The organism is Pseudomonas sp. BRG-100 (assembly GCF_000737955.1).
Lineage (GTDB): Bacteria > Pseudomonadota > Gammaproteobacteria > Pseudomonadales > Pseudomonadaceae > Aquipseudomonas > Aquipseudomonas synxantha_A.
Genome location: NZ_JPRX01000001.1, coordinates 2,746,851 through 2,768,079 on the forward strand (window position 1 = coordinate 2,746,851; position 21,229 = coordinate 2,768,079).

At 61.0% G+C, this 21,229-nt stretch carries 16 protein-coding genes; 2 read left to right on the plus strand and 14 right to left on the minus strand.

Translation table 11 applies throughout. The features are described 5' to 3' along the window. Positions 1 to 132: 132 nt before the first annotated feature. Entirely contained in the window at positions 133 to 1,974 is a 1,842-nt protein-coding gene (locus JH25_RS15115) for a bifunctional O-antigen ligase/aminoglycoside phosphotransferase family protein (protein WP_032878255.1), read from the plus strand. Between the two features lie 19 nt (positions 1,975 to 1,993). Here JH25_RS15115 and JH25_RS15110 read toward each other — a convergent pair whose 3' ends face one another. From JH25_RS15110 to JH25_RS15085, 6 genes are all read right to left on the minus strand, one after another. Then, positions 1,994 to 2,875, minus strand: a complete 882-nt coding sequence (locus JH25_RS15110) for a glycosyltransferase (RefSeq protein WP_032878256.1) — start codon at positions 2,873 to 2,875, stop codon at positions 1,994 to 1,996. Continuing rightward, positions 2,872 to 4,020 carry a glycosyltransferase family 4 protein gene (locus JH25_RS15105; protein ID WP_032878257.1) on the minus strand — a complete coding sequence of 383 codons (1,149 nt, stop codon included), beginning with the start codon at positions 4,018 to 4,020 and terminating at the stop codon, positions 2,872 to 2,874. Before JH25_RS15105 ends, JH25_RS15110 begins: the two co-directional genes overlap by 4 nt. An 85-nt stretch (positions 4,021 to 4,105) precedes the next feature. Further along, positions 4,106 to 5,512 (minus strand): PIG-L deacetylase family protein, encoded by a 1,407-nt coding sequence (locus JH25_RS15100; protein WP_032878258.1) that lies wholly within the window; start codon positions 5,510 to 5,512, stop codon positions 4,106 to 4,108. After that, the gene (locus JH25_RS15095; RefSeq protein WP_032878259.1) at positions 5,509 to 6,405 is read right to left on the minus strand and encodes a GNAT family N-acetyltransferase; all 897 of its coding nucleotides are present in this window, start codon (positions 6,403 to 6,405) and stop codon (positions 5,509 to 5,511) included. The genes JH25_RS15100 and JH25_RS15095 overlap by 4 nt, the downstream gene beginning before the upstream one ends. Next, on the minus strand, positions 6,406 to 8,163 hold the full coding sequence (locus tag JH25_RS15090) for a carbamoyltransferase family protein (RefSeq protein WP_003187998.1): 1,758 nt from the start codon (positions 8,161 to 8,163) through the stop codon (positions 6,406 to 6,408). 119 nt (positions 8,164 to 8,282) lie between these two features. Next, complete coding sequence (locus JH25_RS15085) at positions 8,283 to 8,618, minus strand: YceK/YidQ family lipoprotein (protein ID WP_032878260.1); 336 nt, start codon at positions 8,616 to 8,618, stop codon at positions 8,283 to 8,285. Positions 8,619 to 8,823: 205 nt separating this feature from the next. Between JH25_RS15085 and JH25_RS15080 the strand changes: the two genes are divergently transcribed. Further along, the gene (locus tag JH25_RS15080; protein ID WP_032878261.1) at positions 8,824 to 10,902 is read left to right on the plus strand and encodes a TonB-dependent receptor family protein; all 2,079 of its coding nucleotides are present in this window, start codon (positions 8,824 to 8,826) and stop codon (positions 10,900 to 10,902) included. Between the two features lie 48 nt (positions 10,903 to 10,950). On the opposite strand, the gene JH25_RS15075 is transcribed toward JH25_RS15080, so the two are convergent. From JH25_RS15075 to glnE, 8 genes are all read right to left on the minus strand, one after another. Next, positions 10,951 to 12,396: a lipopolysaccharide kinase InaA family protein gene (locus JH25_RS15075; protein ID WP_032878262.1), complete on the minus strand. Its 1,446-nt coding sequence runs from the start codon at positions 12,394 to 12,396 to the stop codon at positions 10,951 to 10,953. Then, the gene (locus tag JH25_RS15070) at positions 12,396 to 13,148 is read right to left on the minus strand and encodes a lipopolysaccharide kinase InaA family protein (RefSeq protein WP_032878263.1); all 753 of its coding nucleotides are present in this window, start codon (positions 13,146 to 13,148) and stop codon (positions 12,396 to 12,398) included. Before JH25_RS15070 ends, JH25_RS15075 begins: the two co-directional genes overlap by 1 nt. Next, the gene (locus JH25_RS15065; protein ID WP_005784139.1) at positions 13,145 to 13,879 is read right to left on the minus strand and encodes a lipopolysaccharide kinase InaA family protein; all 735 of its coding nucleotides are present in this window, start codon (positions 13,877 to 13,879) and stop codon (positions 13,145 to 13,147) included. Before JH25_RS15065 ends, JH25_RS15070 begins: the two co-directional genes overlap by 4 nt. Further along, positions 13,879 to 14,685: a lipopolysaccharide core heptose(I) kinase RfaP gene (rfaP, locus tag JH25_RS15060; RefSeq protein WP_032878264.1), complete on the minus strand. Its 807-nt coding sequence runs from the start codon at positions 14,683 to 14,685 to the stop codon at positions 13,879 to 13,881. The genes JH25_RS15065 and rfaP overlap by 1 nt, the downstream gene beginning before the upstream one ends. Continuing rightward, complete coding sequence (locus tag JH25_RS15055) at positions 14,682 to 15,806, minus strand: glycosyltransferase family 4 protein (protein ID WP_005784135.1); 1,125 nt, start codon at positions 15,804 to 15,806, stop codon at positions 14,682 to 14,684. Before JH25_RS15055 ends, rfaP begins: the two co-directional genes overlap by 4 nt. After that, on the minus strand, positions 15,806 to 16,867 hold the full coding sequence (waaC, locus tag JH25_RS15050; RefSeq protein ID WP_005784134.1) for a lipopolysaccharide heptosyltransferase I: 1,062 nt from the start codon (positions 16,865 to 16,867) through the stop codon (positions 15,806 to 15,808). Before waaC ends, JH25_RS15055 begins: the two co-directional genes overlap by 1 nt. A 1-nt stretch (position 16,868) precedes the next feature. Next, positions 16,869 to 17,903, minus strand: a complete 1,035-nt coding sequence (gene waaF / locus JH25_RS15045; RefSeq protein WP_032878265.1) for a lipopolysaccharide heptosyltransferase II — start codon at positions 17,901 to 17,903, stop codon at positions 16,869 to 16,871. 222 nt (positions 17,904 to 18,125) lie between these two features. Then, a complete protein-coding gene (glnE, locus tag JH25_RS15040) occupies positions 18,126 to 21,065 on the minus strand; it encodes a bifunctional [glutamate--ammonia ligase]-adenylyl-L-tyrosine phosphorylase/[glutamate--ammonia-ligase] adenylyltransferase (protein ID WP_032878266.1) in 2,940 nt (979 codons plus the stop codon). Positions 21,066 to 21,229: the final 164 nt, after the last annotated feature.

The window sequence follows — 21,229 nt, forward strand, 5'->3', positions numbered from 1 at the left end:
GCTGACTTTAGCACAGCTTCTCTGTTGTACTTGCACCCGGTATACCCGCGGCCCGGTTGGATCCGACCGGCGACATTACTTAGCCACTAGCTTAAGATGGTCGGCTTTCTCTTTCTGGAATGGCTTTACTGTATGCACTCCAAGCGCCTTATTTATGGCTCAAATCGCGTTTTCGACTTCCTGGTCCTATGGATTTTGCCTGTTGGCTTGTTGCTGCTCCTGAGTGCGCTGTTCTTTGTCGGCAATCGCAATGTGCTGCACAGAATCGTCTATATCCTGTTCAGCGTACCGACCTTGTTCCTGTTGTGCATGCGCCCCCGGGAACTCAAGGACCTGTTACGAGAACCTCTGGTCATCGCGTTTGTAGCATTCTCCGCCTGGGCCCTGACCAGCCTGCTCTGGAGTCCCGAACCCAGCTCCGATACCGACCTGTTCAAGCGGCCGTTGAACACCTTCATGCTGTTTGGTGGCTGCGGGCTGTTGCTGCATTACCGCAATGAACTGTTCAAGCCGATGTTCTTCAGCGCCGCTGTCATTGCGCTGGTAGTCAGCCTGGGCAACCTGGTGGCGTTCGCCAAGGGTTATTCGCCCGGTATGCGCATGATCGGCGGCCTTGGCGCGCTTGATAACCCGCTGCTGAGTTCGCACCTTTTTGGTTTTTTCACCGTGTACTGGCTGTACGTCTGCATGACCACCCAGCGCATGAAGGTGTTGTGGTTCAGCGTACCGGCCCTGGTAATCATGACCGCTGCGGTGCTGGCAACCGGCTCGCGCACACCGCTGGTGGCGCTGACGCTGGCCATACTTTGGATGAGCTTTGTCAGCCGCAATCGTCGCTCGATTCTACTACTCGCCGGCACCGCCTTGGGCATTGTCGGGCTGATCCTGTTCTACCCTGAATCAATCATTATGCGTGGCAGCTCGTTCCGCCTGGAACTGTGGAGCATGTCTTTGCAGCTTATCGCCGAGCACCCGTGGATCGGCCATAGTTACGACTCCGAGCTGTTCCTGACCTTGGCAGACGGTTATCAACTGCGTGAGCCCCACAGCTTTGCCCTCGGCGTGCTTTATTACGTCGGCATCATCGGCTTTATCCCTTGGGCTTTCATGCTCGGTTGGGCTCTATACAAAGGCCTGAAGGAACGCGCCCAGCCGTTGTTCATCCTGGCTTCGTCACTGCTGGCTTACGGCATCGGCGCGGGCCTGACCGAAGGCGGCGGCATATTGTCGCGCCCCAAGGAACACTGGTTCCTGCTGTGGATTCCGTTGGCAATTATCACAGGCCTGAGCCTCGCCCAGCGCCACCGCAGCCTGCTGCGCATGCCGGTACAGAATATCAAGACCAAGGCTTTCGAGCAGCTGTGCAGCAACGCCCATGTCATTGAAGCCGATGGCTTGGGGCCAAAAGTCCTGCGCCTGGCAGACGGCAGCTTCCTCAAGCTGTTCCGCCCACGCCGCTGGTACACCTCCGGCAGTTTCAACCCTTATTCCGAGCGCTTTGCCAGCAACAGCGAGCAACTGCGTACCCTGGGCATCCCAACGCCACACATCCTCGGACTCTATCGCCTGAGCGATGCCAGCAGCGCGGTTGCCTACACCCCCCTGCCCGGCCTGACTTTGCGCCAAGCGTTGCAAAGCCTGGACAGCAGCCTGCGCGAATCACTGGTGGAGCGTTTTGGCCGGTTCATGGCGCAGTTGCACGAGCGGGGGGTGTACTTTCGCTCGTTGCACCTGGGCAATGTGTTGTTGATGGACGATGGCGAGTTCGGCCTGATCGACATCGCTGACCTGCGCATCTACCCCTCTTCACTGCGTTATGCGCTGCGCCAACGTAACCTGCGTCACATGCAGCGCTACCCACAAGACCGCAACTGGCTGTTCGAAACGCATTTCGAACAACTGGTCAAAGGGTATGCCTCGGTGGCAAGCCCGGCCGCCACTGCGAAAATCCGCGAGCAGGTACAGGGCCTGTAGCAGGAGGGATGGCGCCGTTTCAGTTCCTGAGCGGCGCCAGATACAACCTCACCAACCCACGCAAGGTCTTGCGCCCCCAGAACTTCAACGGGATCTGCTTGAGAATCTCGCGCGCCAACGGGCGGTCGCGGTCGGCGGTCTTGAGGAACATTGAGTTCAGGAAGTTGTAGCGCACCTGATCATAGGCCGGGTGATCGCTGAACAATGCGTAAGTCTTGAGAATGTTCTGGATCATGTAACGGTGGTTCTTGTACGTGTTGGTAGCGTGCTGGCGATATTTGGCCATCACCACACCCAAAGCGTCGATGGTATAGCCCGCCGCCGTGATCTTCAGCTGGATCAGCAAGTCCTCCAGGGGAATCTGCGGGTCGAACCCGCCGACCTCCTCCAGTACGTCGCGACGAATCAGCATGGTCGGCGCCGGCGGAAAGGGCTTGCGGTCCAGGAATATGTCGTCGAAGTCGAGGCTGCGAAACGGCACGTCGCGACGTTGCTTCTTCTCCGGGTGCAGGTTGCCGTCCCCGTCGATCAGCTCGATATTGCCGGCGCACATGCCCACCTTCGGCTTGCCCTCCATGTACGCAACCTGAGTGGCGAGACGGTCCGGCAACATGATGTCATCCGAGCCGAATGGCGCGATCAGGCTACCCTTGGCACGGGCGATCGCACCGTTCAAGGTGGCGCTGAGGCCTTGGTTCTGCTGCACCTGGAAATCAAATCCGTGCTCGGCCTGCAAGCGCTGGATGCGTTCGACGCTGTCATCCTTGGAACCGTCATCCACCACCAACAGTTCGATATTGGGGTAGGTCTGCCCCAGCACGCTGAGGATGCTCTGTTCGATGTACTGGCCATGGTTATAGGAGGCGATGATCACCGAGACCAGGGGCTGTTGCTGATTCATGCTCTACCTACTTCACGCAAACCGGTTTCAATCAGGGTCAGGTACTTGTGCTTGAACTCGTCAAGGGTGTGGTTGGCCTCCAGATAGCGGAACACCTCTTCACCCTTTTCGCGCAGCTGTTCATCGCTCAGTGCCAGGTAAGTATCCAGGGCTGCAGCCAGCTGCTCGACGTTGCCCGGGTCATGGGACAGCCCACCCGCGCCCTGCACCAGGGGCAGCATTGCCGGTCCGTTGGAGGCAATCACCGGCAGATGGCCGCTCATGCCTTCCAGCAGAGCCAGGCCCAGGCCCTCGAACAGCGACGGCATGGTCCAGATGTCGAAGCCGCGCACGTACTTCATGCCGTCTTCGCGAAAGCCCAGTAAGTGCGCACGACCGTTCAGGCCCAGGCGTTCGATATCGGCACGCAAATCGGCTTCGGCGCGCCCGGAACCAATGATGCCCACCTGCGCCTCAGGGTATTTATCCTTGAGCGTGGCGAAAGCCTGCAGCAGATGAGTATGGCCCTTGATCGGCACCAGGCGGCCCAGAGCGCCGATCATCCGTGCTTCCATTGGCAGGCCCAGGGCCTTGCGTGCGTCCTCACGGGACAGTTGCAAGGCTTCTGCCTGGGGAATGTCGATGGCGTTGGTGACGTAGCTGGTGTTTTCACGGGTGAACCCACAGTTGAGGTCCACCAGGTAGTCCTTCACCGCTTCCGACACGCCGACAAAACGCCAGGCCGGGCTGACCCAGCGCTGAGTCTGACGCCGACGGTAACCACGGGCATATTCGCCAAAACCGTGGGAGATACCGATGCACAGAGGGATTTTCAACCAGCGATTGAGCGACAGCATCATGTTCACCGATTTGAAGCGGTTACAGATGACCACATCGAACTTCTGCTCGCGGCAATACTTGTAGATCTGCCACATGGCGCCAAAACGAATGCCCTTGAGAGACTTCTCCGGCAGCTCGAAATAGTGGGAGTGCTCAGCCACGCTCAGGGGCTGGCCGGGCAGCGGACGACCGCTTAGAAACCCGGAGGTCACCTCGAAACGTTCAGGCGGCAGGGATTTGACGATTTGCTCACCCAGGTCGGCGAAGTCATGGGTCTTGACGTTGTAGTCCGGCTGTAACTGCAAAACCTTGAAACGCGGCTTCATAACTCTCCATGCAGCGATCTGGCTACGGGCGCACGGCCCGGTAAAATGGGCGGCAGACCCACGCTGGCCTGCCTTCGAGAGGGTTTCAGTCCTGCTTAAGGACCCACAGCAGCTCGTGACGACGCACGGCTTTGCGAAAGAATTCGTTCTCGCCGTAAGGCGATGGACTACGTCCGGCCAGCACTTGCTGCAACCACTTGCGCACCCGGCGCTTGAGCGGCGCGCGCGGCTGCAAGTCGTGCATCATGCCCAGGGCCATGGCCTTGTCCTGCTGCTGGCTCAAGGTGAGTGCAAAGCTGCACGGCACCATCTCGGGCGATGAATCGAAACGTGGCGGCAGCGCCATCCCAGCACCGGAGTCACCCATGGGCCAGCGGTCATTATCATGCAGGTGGTTGGCATAACCGAGCAACGTGTCGGGCTGCCACTCCAGGCCCTGCAGAGCTTCAAGCACCGCCGCATGGGCGCAGATGTGGTCAGCGTGGGGGTCCAGCAATGGCGTGGGCAACACGATCACCTGAGGGCGCGCCTTGAGCAGCAGTGCGCGCAGGTCGGCGATCAGGTTGTGCCAGGTCGGTGCGCCATCTGCATCACCCGGCAGGGCAAAGCCGTTGAACTGGCGAAATAGCCGCGTGTCGGCCAAATCCGCTTCGCGCGACGCCTGAGGCTGGTCCGGCGCAGCCTGCATGGCCTGCAATTGCATGCAGAAGTAACCCAACTGCACGCATTGTGCTTCGGGCACCCCGGCCCAACGCGGCACGGCAACGCTGTCCCAGGCACGCAAGCGGCCCTTGAGGCGTGATGCTTGGGCCTTGGGCAAACCCATCTGCTGATAGTGCTCGGCTTCGATCTCCCCGGCGGTCAGGGTCACGATCCAGCTTTCAGCCGCTTGACTGTAAAGGCTGAACGCGGCCAGCTCGGCATCGTCGGCGTGAGGAGCGATCACCATCACACGTTGCTGGCGATAGTCCGGTTGGTGGAAATGCCACAGAATCGGCTGCCCCTTGATCCGGCAAAAGCGCCCGCGCAAGCTGATGTTGCCCGCCGCCAGTGCTTGTGCAGCGCCGGTCAGGTTGAGATAGCGGCGCCCGTTGACGCCACGTTCAAAGGTTTGGCGGTCCGCTGAGTCAAGGCCCAACAGGTCCACCGCCGGGTCTAGGAAGCGCCCCAGCCACGAACTTTTCAACTCAACGCCAATAATCAGGGTTTCATCGTTCGCCAGCGGCGCATCCAGCAACAGCCGCCCCGACTCCAGACGCAAACCGGGCTGCTCGCTGCCGGCTGGGAATGCGTACTCATAGTGGTCGCTGGGCGAGTAGAACAGGTGATCGGCAAACCACGCTTCATGGGCCGCCCATAGCAATACCGCCAACATCGGCGGCAGCCACCAGGCCACCATTACACCGGTGGCAACCAGCACCGCCAAGCCGATCAACAGCGCAATGCGCTTGTTGCGCCGATGGCGCTTGAGCAGTTGCTGTTTGCGACTCATACGCTGAACACCGGCACCGGGTTGCACCAGCGCTCCTTATACTCACGGTCGGAACGACCGAAGGAAAAGCGCAGCGACTTGTTCGCCGCCCGCGCCTGCTCCCAGGCGCTTTGGGTATTGAGGAAACTCAACACGCTGCCAGGGCTGAACGCACGGGTTTGCGGGTCGACGCCGCCGTTGACGTACTCGGCGCTGAACCATTCATTGGACTGCACCTGATACACCAATTGCACCGCAATCGCGGCGTCATTGAGAAACAGCACCGAGCCGAACACAAACTCCTTGAGCAGCTCCAGCACCTCGGCCAAACGCGCCGCACCAGCCGCCGGGAACCCCCAGCGACGCTGGAACAGATCGCAATAAATCGCCGCCAGCTCCACGCTGGAGAACTCACTGACCGCCCGCACCACGCCGCCCGCTTCTTCCAGCAAACGCAATTCACGTCGTTGGTTGTAGCGAAACTTCTTCGACAGCTCTTCGGGCGTGCGCGCCATGGCCAATTGCTCGGCCTGGGGCTTGAGGGTACTGACGCGCCCTTCGTTAAGGGCCGACAGGTAGCGCGCCCGGTGGCGCAGCGGCAACTGAGCATCGGCGGCAATGGGCAGGATGACCTCGGCATTGCCCAGGTCAAACAGGCCTTTCTTGCCGGTGCGCTTGAGCACGTCCTTGGAGAGAGCCAGATCGCGCCCCCAGGTGGCTATCGCCCCCTTGAGTTCGCCACCTTGTTCCCAGCCCAGGTAGCGTACCGGAATCTGCGCCAGGCCAGCCAACCGCTCGATAACCTGCGGGTGGGTCGCCACGCTGCCGCCGTAACGCTGCCAGGCCTGGGCGTAAACCTCGGCCTCGACAGGCGCCCAGCCACGTTCACGCCAGCCCTGGAAGCGGTTCAGCATTTAAACCACGGCGTCATAAGGGTCCACGCCGTCTTTCACGACCAGGATGTCTTCCATGATCAGGTACTGCAGGTCCGAGCCGAAGAACATGTTCAGCGCGTCGGTCGGCGAGCAGATCATCGCCTCGCCACGACGGTTGAGCGAGGTGTTCAGGGACACACCGTTACCGGTCAGCACTTCCAGCTCTTTCATCATGTCGTAGTAGCGCGGGTTGTATTCGCGCTTGAGCACCTGGGCGCGGGATGTGCCATCTTCATGCACCACTTCCGGCACGCGAGTCTTCCACTCTTCCGACACCTCGAAAGTGAAGGTCATGAACGGCGCCGGGTGATCGACCTTGATCATCTGCGGGGCCACGGTGTCGAGCATCGACGGGCAGAAAGGCCTCCAGCGCTCGCGGAACTTGATCTGGTGGTTGATGCGGTCAGCCACGCCGGTGGCGCTTGGGCAGCCGATAATCGAACGCCCACCCAAGGCACGCGGGCCAAACTCCATGCGGCCCTGAAACCAGGCCACCGGGTTACCGTCGACCATGATCTTGGCGATGCGCTTGGGCATGTTTTCGATCTTGCGCCAGTTCGGCTTGCTCTCGTGCTTGGCGCAAGCGGCGATCACGTCTTCGTTGCTATAGGACGGGCCGAGGTACACGTGCTCCATCTTCTCCACCGGAACACCACGAGCGTGGGATACATAGGCGGCCGCGCCGACAGCCGTGCCGGCATCACCGGACGCCGGCTGCACGAACAACTCTTTCACGTCGTCGCGGGCAATGATCTTCTGGTTCAGCTTGACGTTCAGCGCACAGCCGCCGGCGAAGGCCAGCTTGCCGGTGTCCTTGAGGATGTCGCCCAGGTAATGGTCGATCATCTGCAAGGCCAGCTTCTCGAACAACGCCTGCATACTGGCGGCGTAGTGGATGTACGGCTCGTCGGCAATGTCGCCTTCGCGCTTGGGGCCCAGCCACTCAATCAGTTTTGGCGAGAAGTAGAAACCCTTGCCCTTCTCTTTGTAGCGACGCAGGCCGATGACGTTGGCGTAGTCGGTGTTGATCACCAGCTCGCCGTTTTCAAAGGACGCCAAACGCGAGAAATCGTACTTGCTGGCATCACCGTACGGCGCCATGCCCATGACCTTGAACTCACCGTCGAGCATCTCGAAACCGAGGAACTCGGTGATCGCACCGTACAGGCCGCCGAGAGAATCCGGGTCGTAGAATTCCTTGATCTTGTGGATCTTGCCGTTTTCGCCATAGCCGAAGAACGTGGTGGCGTACTCACCTTTGCCGTCGATGCCCAGGATCGCGGTTTTTTCCTGGAAACCCGAGCAGTGGTAGGCGCTGGAAGCGTGGGCCAGGTGGTGTTCAACCGGTTCGATCTTGATTTTCTTCGGATCGAAGCCCAGTTGTTCCAGGCACCAGACAATCTTGTTGCGATAGCGCTTGTAGCGACGATTACCCATCAGGATCGCGTCGAGGGCGCGGTCCGGGGCGTACCAGTAGCGCTTGGCGTAGTGCCAGCGTGCCTCGCCGAACAGGCTGATCGGGGCGAATGGGATCGCCACCACGTCAACGTCCGAAGGCTTGATGCCAGCCTGTTCCAGGCAGAACTTCGCCGACTCGTAGGGCATGCGGTTCTTTGCATGTTTGTCGCGTACGAAGCGCTCTTCTTCGGCGGCCGCAATCAGCTTGCCGTCGATATACAGGGCTGCGGAAGGATCATGGCTAAGGGCGCCGGACAGGCCAAGAATCGTCAATGCCACTGGGGTCTAGCCTCTTTTAGTCTGCATGCAGGCGCATCGCGCCTGAAAAAAGTGTGCTTCCCGCCCGGGCGGGAAACAGCTAAAGGGCGGGATTATAGCTTAAAAGCAGTAGGAAGCTGTTAGCGCAGCTCGATGCTACCGTCGGCGCTTTGGCGGTAGATGGTGTAGGGCAAGACGAGCGTGTCCAGCACCGCGGAAACCGGCGCATCCAGAATGACCCATGGAATCCCGTTCAACGAGAGCCCACCCGCAGAGTTGGGAGGCCCATGCAAGACGCAGAGGTCATAAGCTACGCCACTGTAGATTCGCGAAACGGACTGACAGTAGGTTTTCTTGCCCTTGAGGTCACGAACAGTAACGTCATCGCCACGCAGCACGGTGGTCGCCGTGCCGCAGCCTGCAACGATCAACGACATTCCCAGCAACATCAGCAAGCGCAGGATAGGAGTCCACATAGTTGATTCTTCTTTTCGTTTGATAAAGATCGAAAACCTAGCACCACAAAACCAAGACTTCAGGCTTGCGCAGTCGACGCTAAGCGTAGGAAGCGTCCCAATGCGCCAGGCGGTAAGGAGTTCGGCAAATCAGAGGACGAGTCGTTAAACTTGTCACATTTGCACTTACACCCTTACTTGCGTGCGCTACCCACTCGGCCTTTTCATGACTCCTTCTGCTCCAACCTGCCTTGCCTTACTGCTGGGCCTGTGCAACACCGCCCAAGCCGACAATGCGCCCCTGATCCTGGATCCCAGCGTGGTCACCGGCTCGCGCAGCGCCAGCCCGACGTTCGACCTGCCGTATTCAGTAGACGGCATTAATCGTGAACAAATCAGCAACGGCCAACTGGGCATCAACGCCTCCGAAGCCCTGTCCCGTGTGCCCGGCCTGGTGGTGCAGAACCGCCAGAACTATGCACAGGACTTGCAGATCTCGTCCCGTGGCTTCGGCGCCCGTTCGGCGTTTGGCGTACGCGGTATCAAGCTGATCGCCGATGGCATCCCCGCCAGCACCCCGGACGGCCAGGGCCAGGCCGCAACGTTCAACCTCGACACTGCCGAGCGCATCGAAGTGCTGCGCGGCCCGGCGGCGACTCTGTATGGCAGTAACGCCGGCGGTGTGATCCAAATGTTCTCCCGCGACGGCGAAGGCCCACCGCGCATCGGCGCAGAAACGCTGGTGGGCAGCGACGGGCTGAACAAGAACCACCTTAGCGCGGAAGGCGCGGCCAATGGTGCCGGGTTCGTGCTCGATGCCTCACGCATGGACACCAACGGCTACCGCGACCACAGCAGCGCCCGGCGCGACCAGACCTTCGCCAAGCTCAACTTCCAGCCGGATGACGACAGCAAGCTGGCATTGATCTACAGCAGCCTGGAGCAGAACGGTACGCAGGATCCGCTGGGGCAGACCTGGACAGCGTACAAGGCCGATCCGCGTTCGGTAAGCGCCAACGCGCTGACCTATAACACGCGTAAAAGCATCGATCACCAGCAATTGGGAATGAACTACGAGCGCTACATCGGCAATGCGACGTTGCAGGTCAATGCGTATACCGGGCGCCGCAGTGTGATTCAGTACCTGTCGATCCCAAAAGGCACACCCGCCAACGAACGTGGCGGCGGCGTGGTGCAATTCGACCGCAAGTTCTACGGTGGCAGCGTGCGCTGGATGCAGCCCATCGACAGTGCGCCCGGCGACTTGATGATCATCACTGGCCTGGACTTCGACCAAAGCGAAGACAGCCGCCACGGTTATCAGAACTACAGCGGCAACACCCTCGGCGTGAAAGGCCAACTACGCCGCGACGAAATCGACACGGCTCGTAGCCTCGATCCGTATATCCAGGCCAACTGGGCCCTCGACCGCTGGACCCTGCAAGCCGGTGTCCGGCACAGCACCATGCAGATGGACGTCGATGATCAATTCCTGAGCAATGGCGATGCCAGTGGTAACAAGACCTACCAGAAAAACACGCCTTCGATGAGCGTGATGTATGCATTCACGCCCGACCTGCACGGCTATATCAGTGCAGGCAAGGGCTTTGAAACCCCGACCCAGGCCGAGCTGGCCTATGCCCCGGGCAACGTCGAGGGCTTCAACTTCGGCTTGAAGCCGTCTGAAAGCACTCAGTATGAAATAGGTGTGAAGGCGCAACTGAACAACACGCGGATCAACGCCGCCGTTTTTCAAATCACTACCGAGGACGAACTGGTGGTGCAGCAATCCATCAGTGGCCGTACCAGCTACCAGAACGCCGGTCGCACACTACGTCGCGGCTTCGAACTGGGTGTTGAAAGCCAACTGAACGAGCACTGGAGCACCAGCCTCGCCTATACCCGCCTCCAAGCCACCTACGACAGCGACTTCGCCAGCGGCGCCAACACCATCGACAAGGGCAACTACCTCCCCGGCGTCCCCCAAACCACCCTGTTCGCCGAACTGAACTGGAAGCCACGGGACTGGGTCAGCACGGCCATCGAAGGTATGTACCGCAGCAAAGTCTATGTCGAAGACACCAATAACCAACATGCCGCACCGGGCTACAGCGTCTTCAACTGGCGGGCACGGTTTGAGCAGAAGGTGGAACACTGGACCTTTCACCAGACCTTGCGCCTGGATAACCTGCTGGATCGTCAATATGTGGGGTCGGTGATTGTGGGTGACGGCAACGGGCGCTACTACGAAGCAGCACCGGGGCGCTCGTGGTATGCAGGCGCTGGGGCTGAATATCAATTCTGATGTGGGAGGGGGCTTGCCCCCTTCCACATTTGGGTATCAGGCGCCCGCTTAAACCACGATGGTTTTAGGCAACCGCTGATCGATCAACTGATACAACGCACTGCCCTGCGGCCAATTGCGCATAAACCGCGCCCGGTCTTTAGCGTATGCCGGCGCAAAACTGGCAACAGAGCCGTGCTGACACATGGCATCCAGATCAATCATCGCCCAACGCCCGTCATTCCAGAACAGGTTATGGCCTTTGAAATCGCCATGACTGATGCGCTCGCCAATCAACTGGGTAAACAACTGTTCCAGTGCGAGCAGCTCGCTCTCAGGCGCATCGCCGTTTTCAACATACGGCGCAAAGCGCTCGATGATGTCCGGCCCCGGCAGAAACTCGGTGACCAGATACGCACGGCTGCGCAGCCATAAAAAGCGCTTCTCCAGCACCGCCAGTGGCTTGGGCGTAGCAAAGCCGAGAAACGCCAGGCGGTTACCCTCGCGCCAGGAATGCCAGGCTCGGCTCGGGCGCCAGAAGCGCTTGAGCCAGTGGGCAAAGCCTTTGATGTTGTAGCGCTTGATCACCAACGGCCGACCAGCCACTTCGACCTTGGCCACACTGGCCGCGCCGCCAGTCTTGTACAGGTGGCCCTGGTCGAGCAAGGCGTCTGCCTGTTCCAGCACCGGTAACATGGCCGTTTCTTCTTCGCGACGAATCGCACGCAAGCCAAAGGCGCCACGCACCACGCTGAACAGCGTGCATTCGCGGCCAGTCTTGTCCAGAAAGTCCTTCAAGCGCCAGGCGCTGACTTTGCGCACCTGCTTTTCCAGGGCTTGCAGCGGCAAGGCGTGCTCACCATTACCCAGCAGGTAGTACACCAATAATTCTTCGGTAAACGGCTCAAGGTTTTTAGGCAGCTGGGCGAAAAACACGCCGAGGTTTTCCAGCACGCGATTGCGCGACAACGGCTTACCCGCCTCCTCGACACAAATGCCTGCACCATCGATCAAGTACAGCTTGCCGTCCTGGCGCAGCAGGTTGTCCAGGTGCAGGTCTTCCTGCCACAGGCCTTTGGCATGCATTTGCGCAATCGCGCCCAATGCTTCGGCGAGCACGGCGGTTTGTTCGTCCGCCAACGGCGGCAGATGTTCGACGGCGTGCCACGCATCGGCCAGGCTTTGGGCGCCCTCGATAAACTCAAACAGCAGCCAGCCGCCCTCGCCGTCCTGCAAGCCATCGGCCAACAACAACGGTGTGGTCAGGCCTTGCTCAGCCAACAAACGCACACCCTTGAGTTCACGCTGAAAATGCCGCGCCGCCTTGCTGCCAACCAACAATTTGGCCAATACCGGGCGACCACGCCACACTGCCGCGCCCACGTAGCGCTGCCCGGGCAACACCCGCAGCAGGCTCAGCAGTTGCAACTGCCCCGAACCTGCCGCATCCGCCAGATCGATGGTCAACGGCAGGCTGGGGCTACGGCCGGCATTTTTCAGCTCGGATAAACGCATCAGCGGTTCTCCTTGTGGCTGCGGCGTGCGGTCAGGCGCTGGTGCCAAGTGGAGACCAGGTCGCTGTCCTCGGGCTGCTCAAGATACGCCGCCAGCAGTTGGCGCACCTGCGCGTCCGACCATTGGGGCGCGCGACGCAGCAGCGGTTCCAGGTCCTTGACCCGGTCACGCCAGCCAAACAGCAACGGACGGGTTTTTTCCAGGTCGATCAGCTGCGCGGCATAACCCTCAGCGGTGGCCTGCAGGAAAATATGCTTGGGGTAAAAACAGCCATGCACCTGCCCGACGCTGTGCAGATGACGCGCCAGCTTGCCGCACGCCGACAGGATCGCACTGTGCTGGGCGACGCTCAATTGCTGCCACTGCTCCAGCAACGAATCCAGGTCGTTCCAACCATCCAGAGCACGGGTAAGCAGCATTGCCCGGCGCTCGCCCTTAACCTTGCGCTCACCGAAGAACGCCGCCTGCAGAGCAGGGATTCCGAGCTTTCGATACAGGCTGATATTACGGAACTCGCGCGCAAAACTCGGCTCGCCAAACGGCCGGTGCAAGGTGCGCGTCAGGTAGTTGCTCTGGCGCTTGAGGTAATAGCCCTGCCCTTCAAGCTCCAGGCGATACACACTGCTCCAGCCGCCGTGACTGGTATTGGGCTCGTCCACTGCGTCCAGTTGCTTGGCCCACAGGGCGTCAAACGTCGCCAGACCGTTGCGCTCAAGCAAGGCGCGGTCTTCGGCCGCCAGGAAGTCACTCATTCGCGTCCCTCAAAAAACTTCACCACGTGACGAATTCGCCGTTTGTCCGACGCCGACAAGTGCGTGCGCTGGCGGTATTGCAGGTAGAAACGCAGGCGCTGGGTGGCCGACAGGTGATATTTGGCGACCTTGTCCAGGCAAGCCAAGTCCTTGGTGATGCGGTACTTGAGCCAGAAACCACGCCAGAAATCACCGTTGGGGCAATCGATCAGGTACAGGGTTCGTTGGTCGTCCACCAGCAGGTTGCGCCACTTCAAGTCGTTATGAGTGAAGCGGTGCTCATGCATGGTGCGCGTGTATTCGGCGAGCTGGCGGCTGATGCCATCGACCCACCGGGGGTCTTTCAGGCGTTCGTCATTGCGCTCGGCCAGCACTGACAAGTCTTCCGTCTTGGGCAGCTCGCGGGTAATCATCGCGCCCCGGTTATAAGCCAGGCCCTTGCGGTCCAGGCCCCAGGCGACGACATCAGCCGTCGGGATGCCCCACTTGGCGAAACGCTTGAGGTTCTGCCATTCGGATTTCACCCGCGGCCTGCCCAGGTAACGGCGCAAGCCTTTGCCGGCGCCCACGTAGCGCTTGACGTAATAATTGACCCCGCCGCGCTCGACCCGGATGACTTCCGACAGCGGGTCGCGGGTCAATCGCTCGCCTTGCAAGGCAAATACCGCCTCCAGGCTTCCAAAGTCATCCGCCAGGGCGGCATAGGCAGGTTCCAGGTTCCAACCCGCCATCAGAGCGCATCCCCGTATCGTTGCTTGCGCGCGTAAAGCTTGGCGGCCATGCGCTCAAGCTCAGACAGCAGCGCAGCTTGCTCCGCCAGGATCTGGCGCAACGGCTGCTGGAAGTACGTCTTGAGAAAGCGCAGCTTGTCGCGCTGGGTCAGGCCGATCTCCAATGCGGAGTAATACAGGCCGGCCAGGTCCTTGTTACGCCAGCGCAGTGGAATCGTCGGACGCACCTGCGCACGGTGCAGGTCGATCACCGACAATTTCAGATTGTCGACGGTAATGGGCTGGTCCGTGTGCAACAGGAAATGGCAGAGGTAGCAGTCGCGATGGTTCACGCCACCGCGGTGCATCGCGCCGACGGTGCGCGCCAGCTCACGGGTCAAGGCGTGTTTGATGGCCGGCACGGGCGGTTGCTTGACCCAATCGAGGGTCAAGTCTTCCAGGCTGATAATCGGCGTCAGTTCCTGGGTAATGATGAACGAATGCTGGTCGGCCGGGTTGCTGCCTTTTTCGCCAAAGGCCACGGCGGTCATGGTCGGCACGCCCAGCGCTTGCAGGCGCTGGATCGCCAGCCACTCCAGGCCTGCGCCCAGCACCGGCAACTTGGCCGTGACCAGATTCTTGAGGATTTCGCCCCAGCCAATGCCACGGTGAATCTTCACAAAGTAAGGCTGGCCTTCGACCACCGTACGTAACGTACGGCGAGCGGCCAGCTCGCGGAACACCTGGCCTTGCAGCTTCTCGACCTCGGCGAACGCATCGCGTCCGGCCCAGAGGGTCTTGAAGGGTTCGGCTAGAATCAACTTCATCGGTTTGGCTCCGCCAGAATCAGGTCCGCAGCGTACTGCGGCATGCTATAGAGGTCGGCCGTCTCGGCGAAGGCCAGACCATTGCGACTCCAGGTCGCACGCGCGTGTGGATCGTCGAGCATATCCACCAGGTACTGGTTGAGCTGGGCTTGCTCGAACGGCTCGTCCAACACCCGGCCGCTCTGGGCCTTGTCGATGTAGAACGCGTAGCCACACACCCGGCTCACCAGTACCGGGAGGCCGGCGACCACCGCTTCGACCAGCACCATGCCGGCCGCCTCGTTGTACGCAGGGTGAATCAGCAGGTCGGCGCCCAGCAGGAAACGCGGGATATCACTGCGGCCCTTGAAGAACTGCACCTGATCGCCCAGGCCCAATGCCGCACTCTGCAATTGGAATACCTTGGGGTCGTCCTGGCCGATTACAAACAGTCGGGTGCGCTTCTTCAGCTTGGAAGGCAAGGCGGCCACGGCCTTGAGGCTGCGGTCGACGCCCTTGGTCTTGAAGCCCGAACCGATCTGCACCAGCAACAGGTCGTCCTCGGCCAGGCCGAACTCACGACGAAACTCGGCGCGGATTTCGGCCGCGTCAGGCGGAGCGCGCCGGTCGCGGGCAATGCCCGGCGGCAGCAAGTGGAAACGCTCGGCCTGGGTGCCGTAATACTGGGTGAACAACTTCTGCTGATGTTCGGACAGCACCATGATTTGGGTCTTGGCGTCCTTATCGAACACCGCGCGCTCGTATTCGGCGAAGTGCCGATAGCGCCCGAACCAGCGGTACATGGGGTTGCGCAGGTTTTGAGCCTTGTCTTCGAACACCCCGTCGGCGGCAAAATACACATCCAGCCCCGGCATCTTGTTGAAGCCCACCACGCGATCCACCGGCCGCTTGGCCAGGTCGGCCTGGATCCAGGCATACAGCTTTTCATTGCGACGGTGATTGACCAGCGCCTTGACCGGCGCCACCAGTACTTCGAAGCCGGGTGGGATGTCGCCTTCCCAGATCAGCGTATAGACACGAATCTTGTGGCCGCGCTGCTGGCACTCCAGGGCGATGCGCATGAAGTCGCGCTGCAAGCCACCGAAGGGAAAGTACTTGTACAGAACAAAAGCCAGTTGCATCAGTGCTGCTCCTCAGCCAGTAACAACGTGCTCAGCCGGCTTGCTACACGCTCAGGATTCAAGCGCGTGAAGCACAGGGGCGACTCACGCTTGATGTCGAACCGCCGCAGGTCGTCGGCGGTAGGTTGATAGGTACACTGCTTTTGCAGGCACGGCGCACACGGCCAGTCGCTGGCCAAATGGATCTGGCCCTTGCCGTAAGCGCCAGTAAGGCCCGGATTGGTGGGGCCGAACAGGGAAATGGTCGGCACATCCAGCGCTGCCGCCAGGTGACCGAGGCCGGTGTCCACCGCCACACAGGCGCGGGCGCCCGCCAACACGCCGGCCACGCCCGCCAGGTTGAGTTTGGGCAGCACTTCGGCGTTGGGCAGGCCTTGGGCCAGGCGCTCGGCCCGAGCCTTTTCGGCGGCGTTACCCCACGGCAATTTCACGTCCACGCCCAGGCGCCCCATGCGTTCGGCCAGCTCACGCCAATAGGCTTCGGGCCAGTGCTTGGTGTCCCAGGTAGTGCCGTGCAGCAGCAACACAAAGGGTTTTTTCGGCGGCAGGCCCAGCAGCTTTTCAACGCTCAGGCCATAGTCGCCCAAGCCTTTGGGCAGGTCGTAGCCCAGGGCCACGGCGAACAGTTGGCGCAAGCGCTCTACCGCGTGTTGCCCGCGGGCCACGGCCAGGCGTCGTGAATAAAAACGCGCAGCGATCGGCTCACGGGCCGAGTTTTTATCAAAGCCGGCCACTGGAGCACGCACATAGCGGGTCAGCCAGGCGCTTTTCAGCAGGCCCTGGGCGTCGATCACCAGGTCATACTTGGTCGACTGCACGGCCTGCTTGAAACGGCGCCACTCGCCGCTCTTGATGGTTTGCCAAAGGTTCTTGCGCCAGCGGCGAATCGCCACCGGGATCACCTTGTCCACCGCCGGGTGCCAGGTCGGGATTTCGGCAAAGCCTTCTTCCACCACCCAATCAAAGCGAATGCCGGGAATCGCCCGTGCTGCATCGGTCAACGCCGGCAAGGCATGGATCACATCGCCCAGGGATGAGGTCTTGACTACCAGTACCCGCAACTCAGTGAACCTCGACCACATCGCCCTGCAACCGCTGCAAGGCATCGGTTACCGGCTGCGGCAGCAATTGGCGCAGGCAGTTGTAGTGGCCGAAGCGGCAGGTGCGATCAAAACACGGGCTGCAATCCAGGCCCAGGCGCACCACTTCGACCTTGTCGGCCAAGGGCGGGGTGAAGCCTGGGGACGTGGAGCCGTACACCGCTACCAGCGGGCGGTTCAGCGCCGCCGCCACATGCATCAGGCCGGAGTCGTTGGACACCACCGAGTCGGCGCAGGACAACAAGTCGATAGCCTCGGCCAGGGACGTGTCGCCACTGAGGTTCACCGCCTCTTCGCGCAGGCCGGGAATCAGGCGCTGACGAATATCTTCACCTACCGAATGATCGTTCTTCGAACCGAACAGCCACACCTGCCAGCCTTCGCGGATCTTGGTCTCGGCGACCTTGGCGTAATGCTCCGACGGCCAGCGCTTGGACTCGCCAAACTCGGCGCCAGGGCACAAGGCCAGAACCGGCCGATCAAGGGTGAGGCCGAACTTGGCCAGCGCCGCATCGCGGGTCACCGGGTCGATCTGCAAGCTGGGGCGCGGGTACGGCGTGGGCAATTGCGTGCCGGGCTCGTAGGCCAGGGCCATGAAGCGCTCGATCATCAGCGGGTAGCGGGCTTTATCCAGGGTGCGTACGTCATTGAGCAGCACATAGCGAAACTCACCGCGCCAGCCGGTGCGCTTGGGGATGCCGGCAAAAAAAGGCACCAGCGCCGACTTGAGCGAGTTGGGCAACAGGATCGCCTGGTCGTACTGGCCGGCCATGGATTTGCCGATGCGTCGGCGGGTCGCCAGTTCCAGGGCACCGTGGCCGAGCGGAAAGCTCAAGGCCTTGCGCACCTCGGGCATGCGCTCCAGGATCGGCCGGCTCCACTCAGGGGCGAGCACGTCGATCTGGCAGTCTGGATAGCGCTGGCGCAGGCACTGGAAAAGTGTCTGTGCCATCACCATGTCACCGACCCAACTGGGCCCAACGATCAGAATATTCATGTAGTTTCCACAAACGATGCGGGGAGGCTTATGCCTCCCCGCCTCGATAATGACTGTAGATCGCGGCGCGCCAGGGAGCATCTTTATGTGGGAGCTGGCTTGCCTGCGATTGCATCACCTCGGTATCACTGATAAACCGAGGCGCCTGCATCGCGGGCAAGCCCGGCTCCCACATTAATCCGCATCCCATATAAAAATTGGCGTCGCCCAATCAGTCGAGTTTCAATTTAAGCCCAGCGCTTGCCAGATTCGCATCACCTGTCGCCGTTCGTCGGCAAACTGGTCCCCGGCGACCGTGCCGGCCTCGTTCTGCAAGGCCTGGCGGTGGGCGGCGGAGCGGTAGGCCTTATATACCTCACGCAGCAAATGGGCATCGGCGGCGGGCATCAACCCGACCTGCTCAAGGCCCTCCAGAATGCGAATATTGTCGGTGTAGCGCAGCAACGATGGATGTTGCGCAGACCACGCCAAAGCCGCGTATTGCACCATAAATTCAATATCGACGATACCTCCGGCGTCCTGCTTGAGGTCGAACACCGCCGTGGCCTCGAAGGCATTGGCGCCCCTGCCGGCCGCCGTGGCCTTGGTACCCAGGTTATCGCGCATCTTGGTGCGCATCTCGCTGACCTCCTGGCGCAGCTTCGCCAAGTCCCGTTCACGCCCCAATACGTTGGCACGTACCTGCTCGAATGCATGGCCCACATCCTGGCTGCCCACCAGCACCCGTGCGCGGATGAGCGCCTGATGTTCCCAGGTCCAGGCTTCATTTTGTTGATAGCGATCGAAGGCGCCCAGGGAACTCACCAGCAAGCCGGAGGCGCCGGAAGGTCGCAGGCGCATGTCCACTTCATACAGTTGGCCGGAGTTGGTCTGGGTGGTCAGCAGGTGAATGATGCGCTGGCCCAGACGCGTGAAGAACTGCGCGCCGTCAATCGGCTTGGCGCCATCGGTCTCGGCCTGGGGGTCGCCATCGTGGATAAACACCAGATCCAGATCCGAACCATGCCCCAGTTCGATGCCGCCGACTTTCCCATAACCGACAATGATGAACCCAGGATCGCACAGGGTACCGTCCAGGCGCTGCGGCGCGCCGTGGCGGGCGACAGTCTGGCGCCAGGCCAGGGCCAGCACTTGCTCAAGAATGGCTTCGGCCAGCCAGGTGAGGTAGTCGCTGACTTTCATCAGCGGCAGGCTGCCAGCGATTTCCGAGGCCGCGACTCGCAGGCGGTGCGCCAATTTAAAGTGACGCAGGGCCTCCATTTGCTGTTCAAGGTCGTCCTCGGGAATGCGGGTGAGGCGCTCGCGCAGCTCGGCAGCCAGCTCCGGCGCCAGCGGCGGCTTGAACAGGCGGCCCTCGTTGAGCAGCTCATCGAGCAACAACGGGAAACGGGTGATCTGTTCGGCGATCCACGGGCTGGCGGCGCACAGGGTCAGCAGGCGACGCAGCGCATCCGGGTTCTCGGTGAGCAACACCAGATAGGCCGAACGCCGGGCGACGGCCTCCACCAACGGCAACACGCGCTCCAGCACCAGGTCCGGGTTGGCGTGCTCGACCGCCTGGGCCAGCAGGCGCGGAATGAATGCATCCAGGCGCTCGCGCCCCAGCCGCTGCATGGCACGCAACTGCGGGCTGCCACGCAGGCCGGCCAAGGCCTTGAGGGCTTTGGGTGCATCGGTGAAACCGCCCTCGGCCAATTGACGGCACGCGGCGTCGTCATCCTGGGATTCCTCCCACAGCGGCAACCACTCACCACCGACGACCAATTCACTTTCTTCGCCTTCTTCTTCATCAGGGTCGGCAATCACTTGACGAAAGTGCCAGTCCACGCGGCCACGCCAGTACATCAGGCGTTCGTGGAACGCAGCCCAGTCGCTGAAGCCCAGCATGAAGGCGATACGCGCCTGATCTTCGGGATTGTGCGGCAGCATTTGGGTCTGGCGGTCGGCAATCGCCTGGATGGCGTGCTCGGTGTAGCGCAGGAATTCGTAGCCATTGCGCAGTTCGGTGATCACCGCAGCCGGCAGGTAACCCTGCCCCTCAAGCGTACCCAGCACGTTCAGCAGTGGGCGTTGTTGCAGGCTGAGGTCGCGGCCGCCATGAATCAGCTGGAACGCCTGGGCGATAAACTCCACCTCCCGAATGCCGCCTGAGCCCAGCTTGATGTTCTCGGCCATACCCTTGCGCCGTACTTCCTGCTGGATCAACTGCTTCATGGTGCGCAGCGCTTCGATGGCGGAAAAGTCCAGGTAGCGGCGGTAGACGAACGGGCGCAGCATATCGAGCAACTGCGCGCCGGCCACTTGATCACCGGCCACTACGCGCGCCTTGATCATGGCGTAGCGTTCCCAATCCCGGCCCTGATCCTGGTAGTACTGCTCCAACGCGTTGAAGCTGAGCACCAGCGCACCGGCCGAGCCGTAGGGACGCAGGCGCATATCCACACGGAAGACAAAACCGTCGACCGTCATAGGATCAAGGGCCTTGATCAATTTTTGACCAAGACGAATAAAGAATTCCTGATTGTCCAGGGAGCGCTTTACCCCCACCGTCTCGCCGCCTTCGGGGTAGGCAAAAATCAGGTCGATATCCGACGAGAGATTCAGCTCCACCGCACCGAGCTTGCCCATGCCGAGGATGACCATATGCTGCGCCTCACCGCTGCGCCGCCCGGTCGGCGTGCCGAACTGCGCGCAGTGGCGCTGGTACAGCCATTGGTAGGCCTGGTCGATGCTGGCGTCGGCCATGTCGGAAAGGTCGCGACAGGTTTGCACCAGGTCGGCCTGGCGCGTCAGGTCGCGCCAGATGATGCGCACCTGCTGGCGCGTGCGCTGGCGGCGCAGCACGCGGCCCAACTCATCTTCTGTTTCGGCCTGTTGCACGGCGCCGGCAATCTGGCTGCACAGCTCACCGGGCGCAAAGCTGCGGTCCAGCTCACCCCAGGCCACCAGTTCGAGCAACATCAAAGGGTCACGAACACTCTGTTCAATGACAAAATCACTGGCAGCGCACACGCGGGCGAAGTCGGCCCACCGTTGCGGCGTCCACGCAGAAAGGCCATGATCGTCGTCCAGCGCGGCCACCGCGTCACGAAATGACTGCTCGGCCCGCTGGGCATAAGTCAGGAGAATGGCCGGCAGTTCGGCCAGCGTTGGAAGGCTCATGGTCTATCCTTGATCGGCGTGTAATTGGCGTGTAGTTGTGAACGCAAGAGCCATGCTCGATGAAGGACTGTCGAACAAAAGTTAGAAATAGCTGAAATTAAATTAATCTTGGCAGGCAACATCAAACTTTCACCTTTTCTTGTTCGCAATAGACCAACAATAAC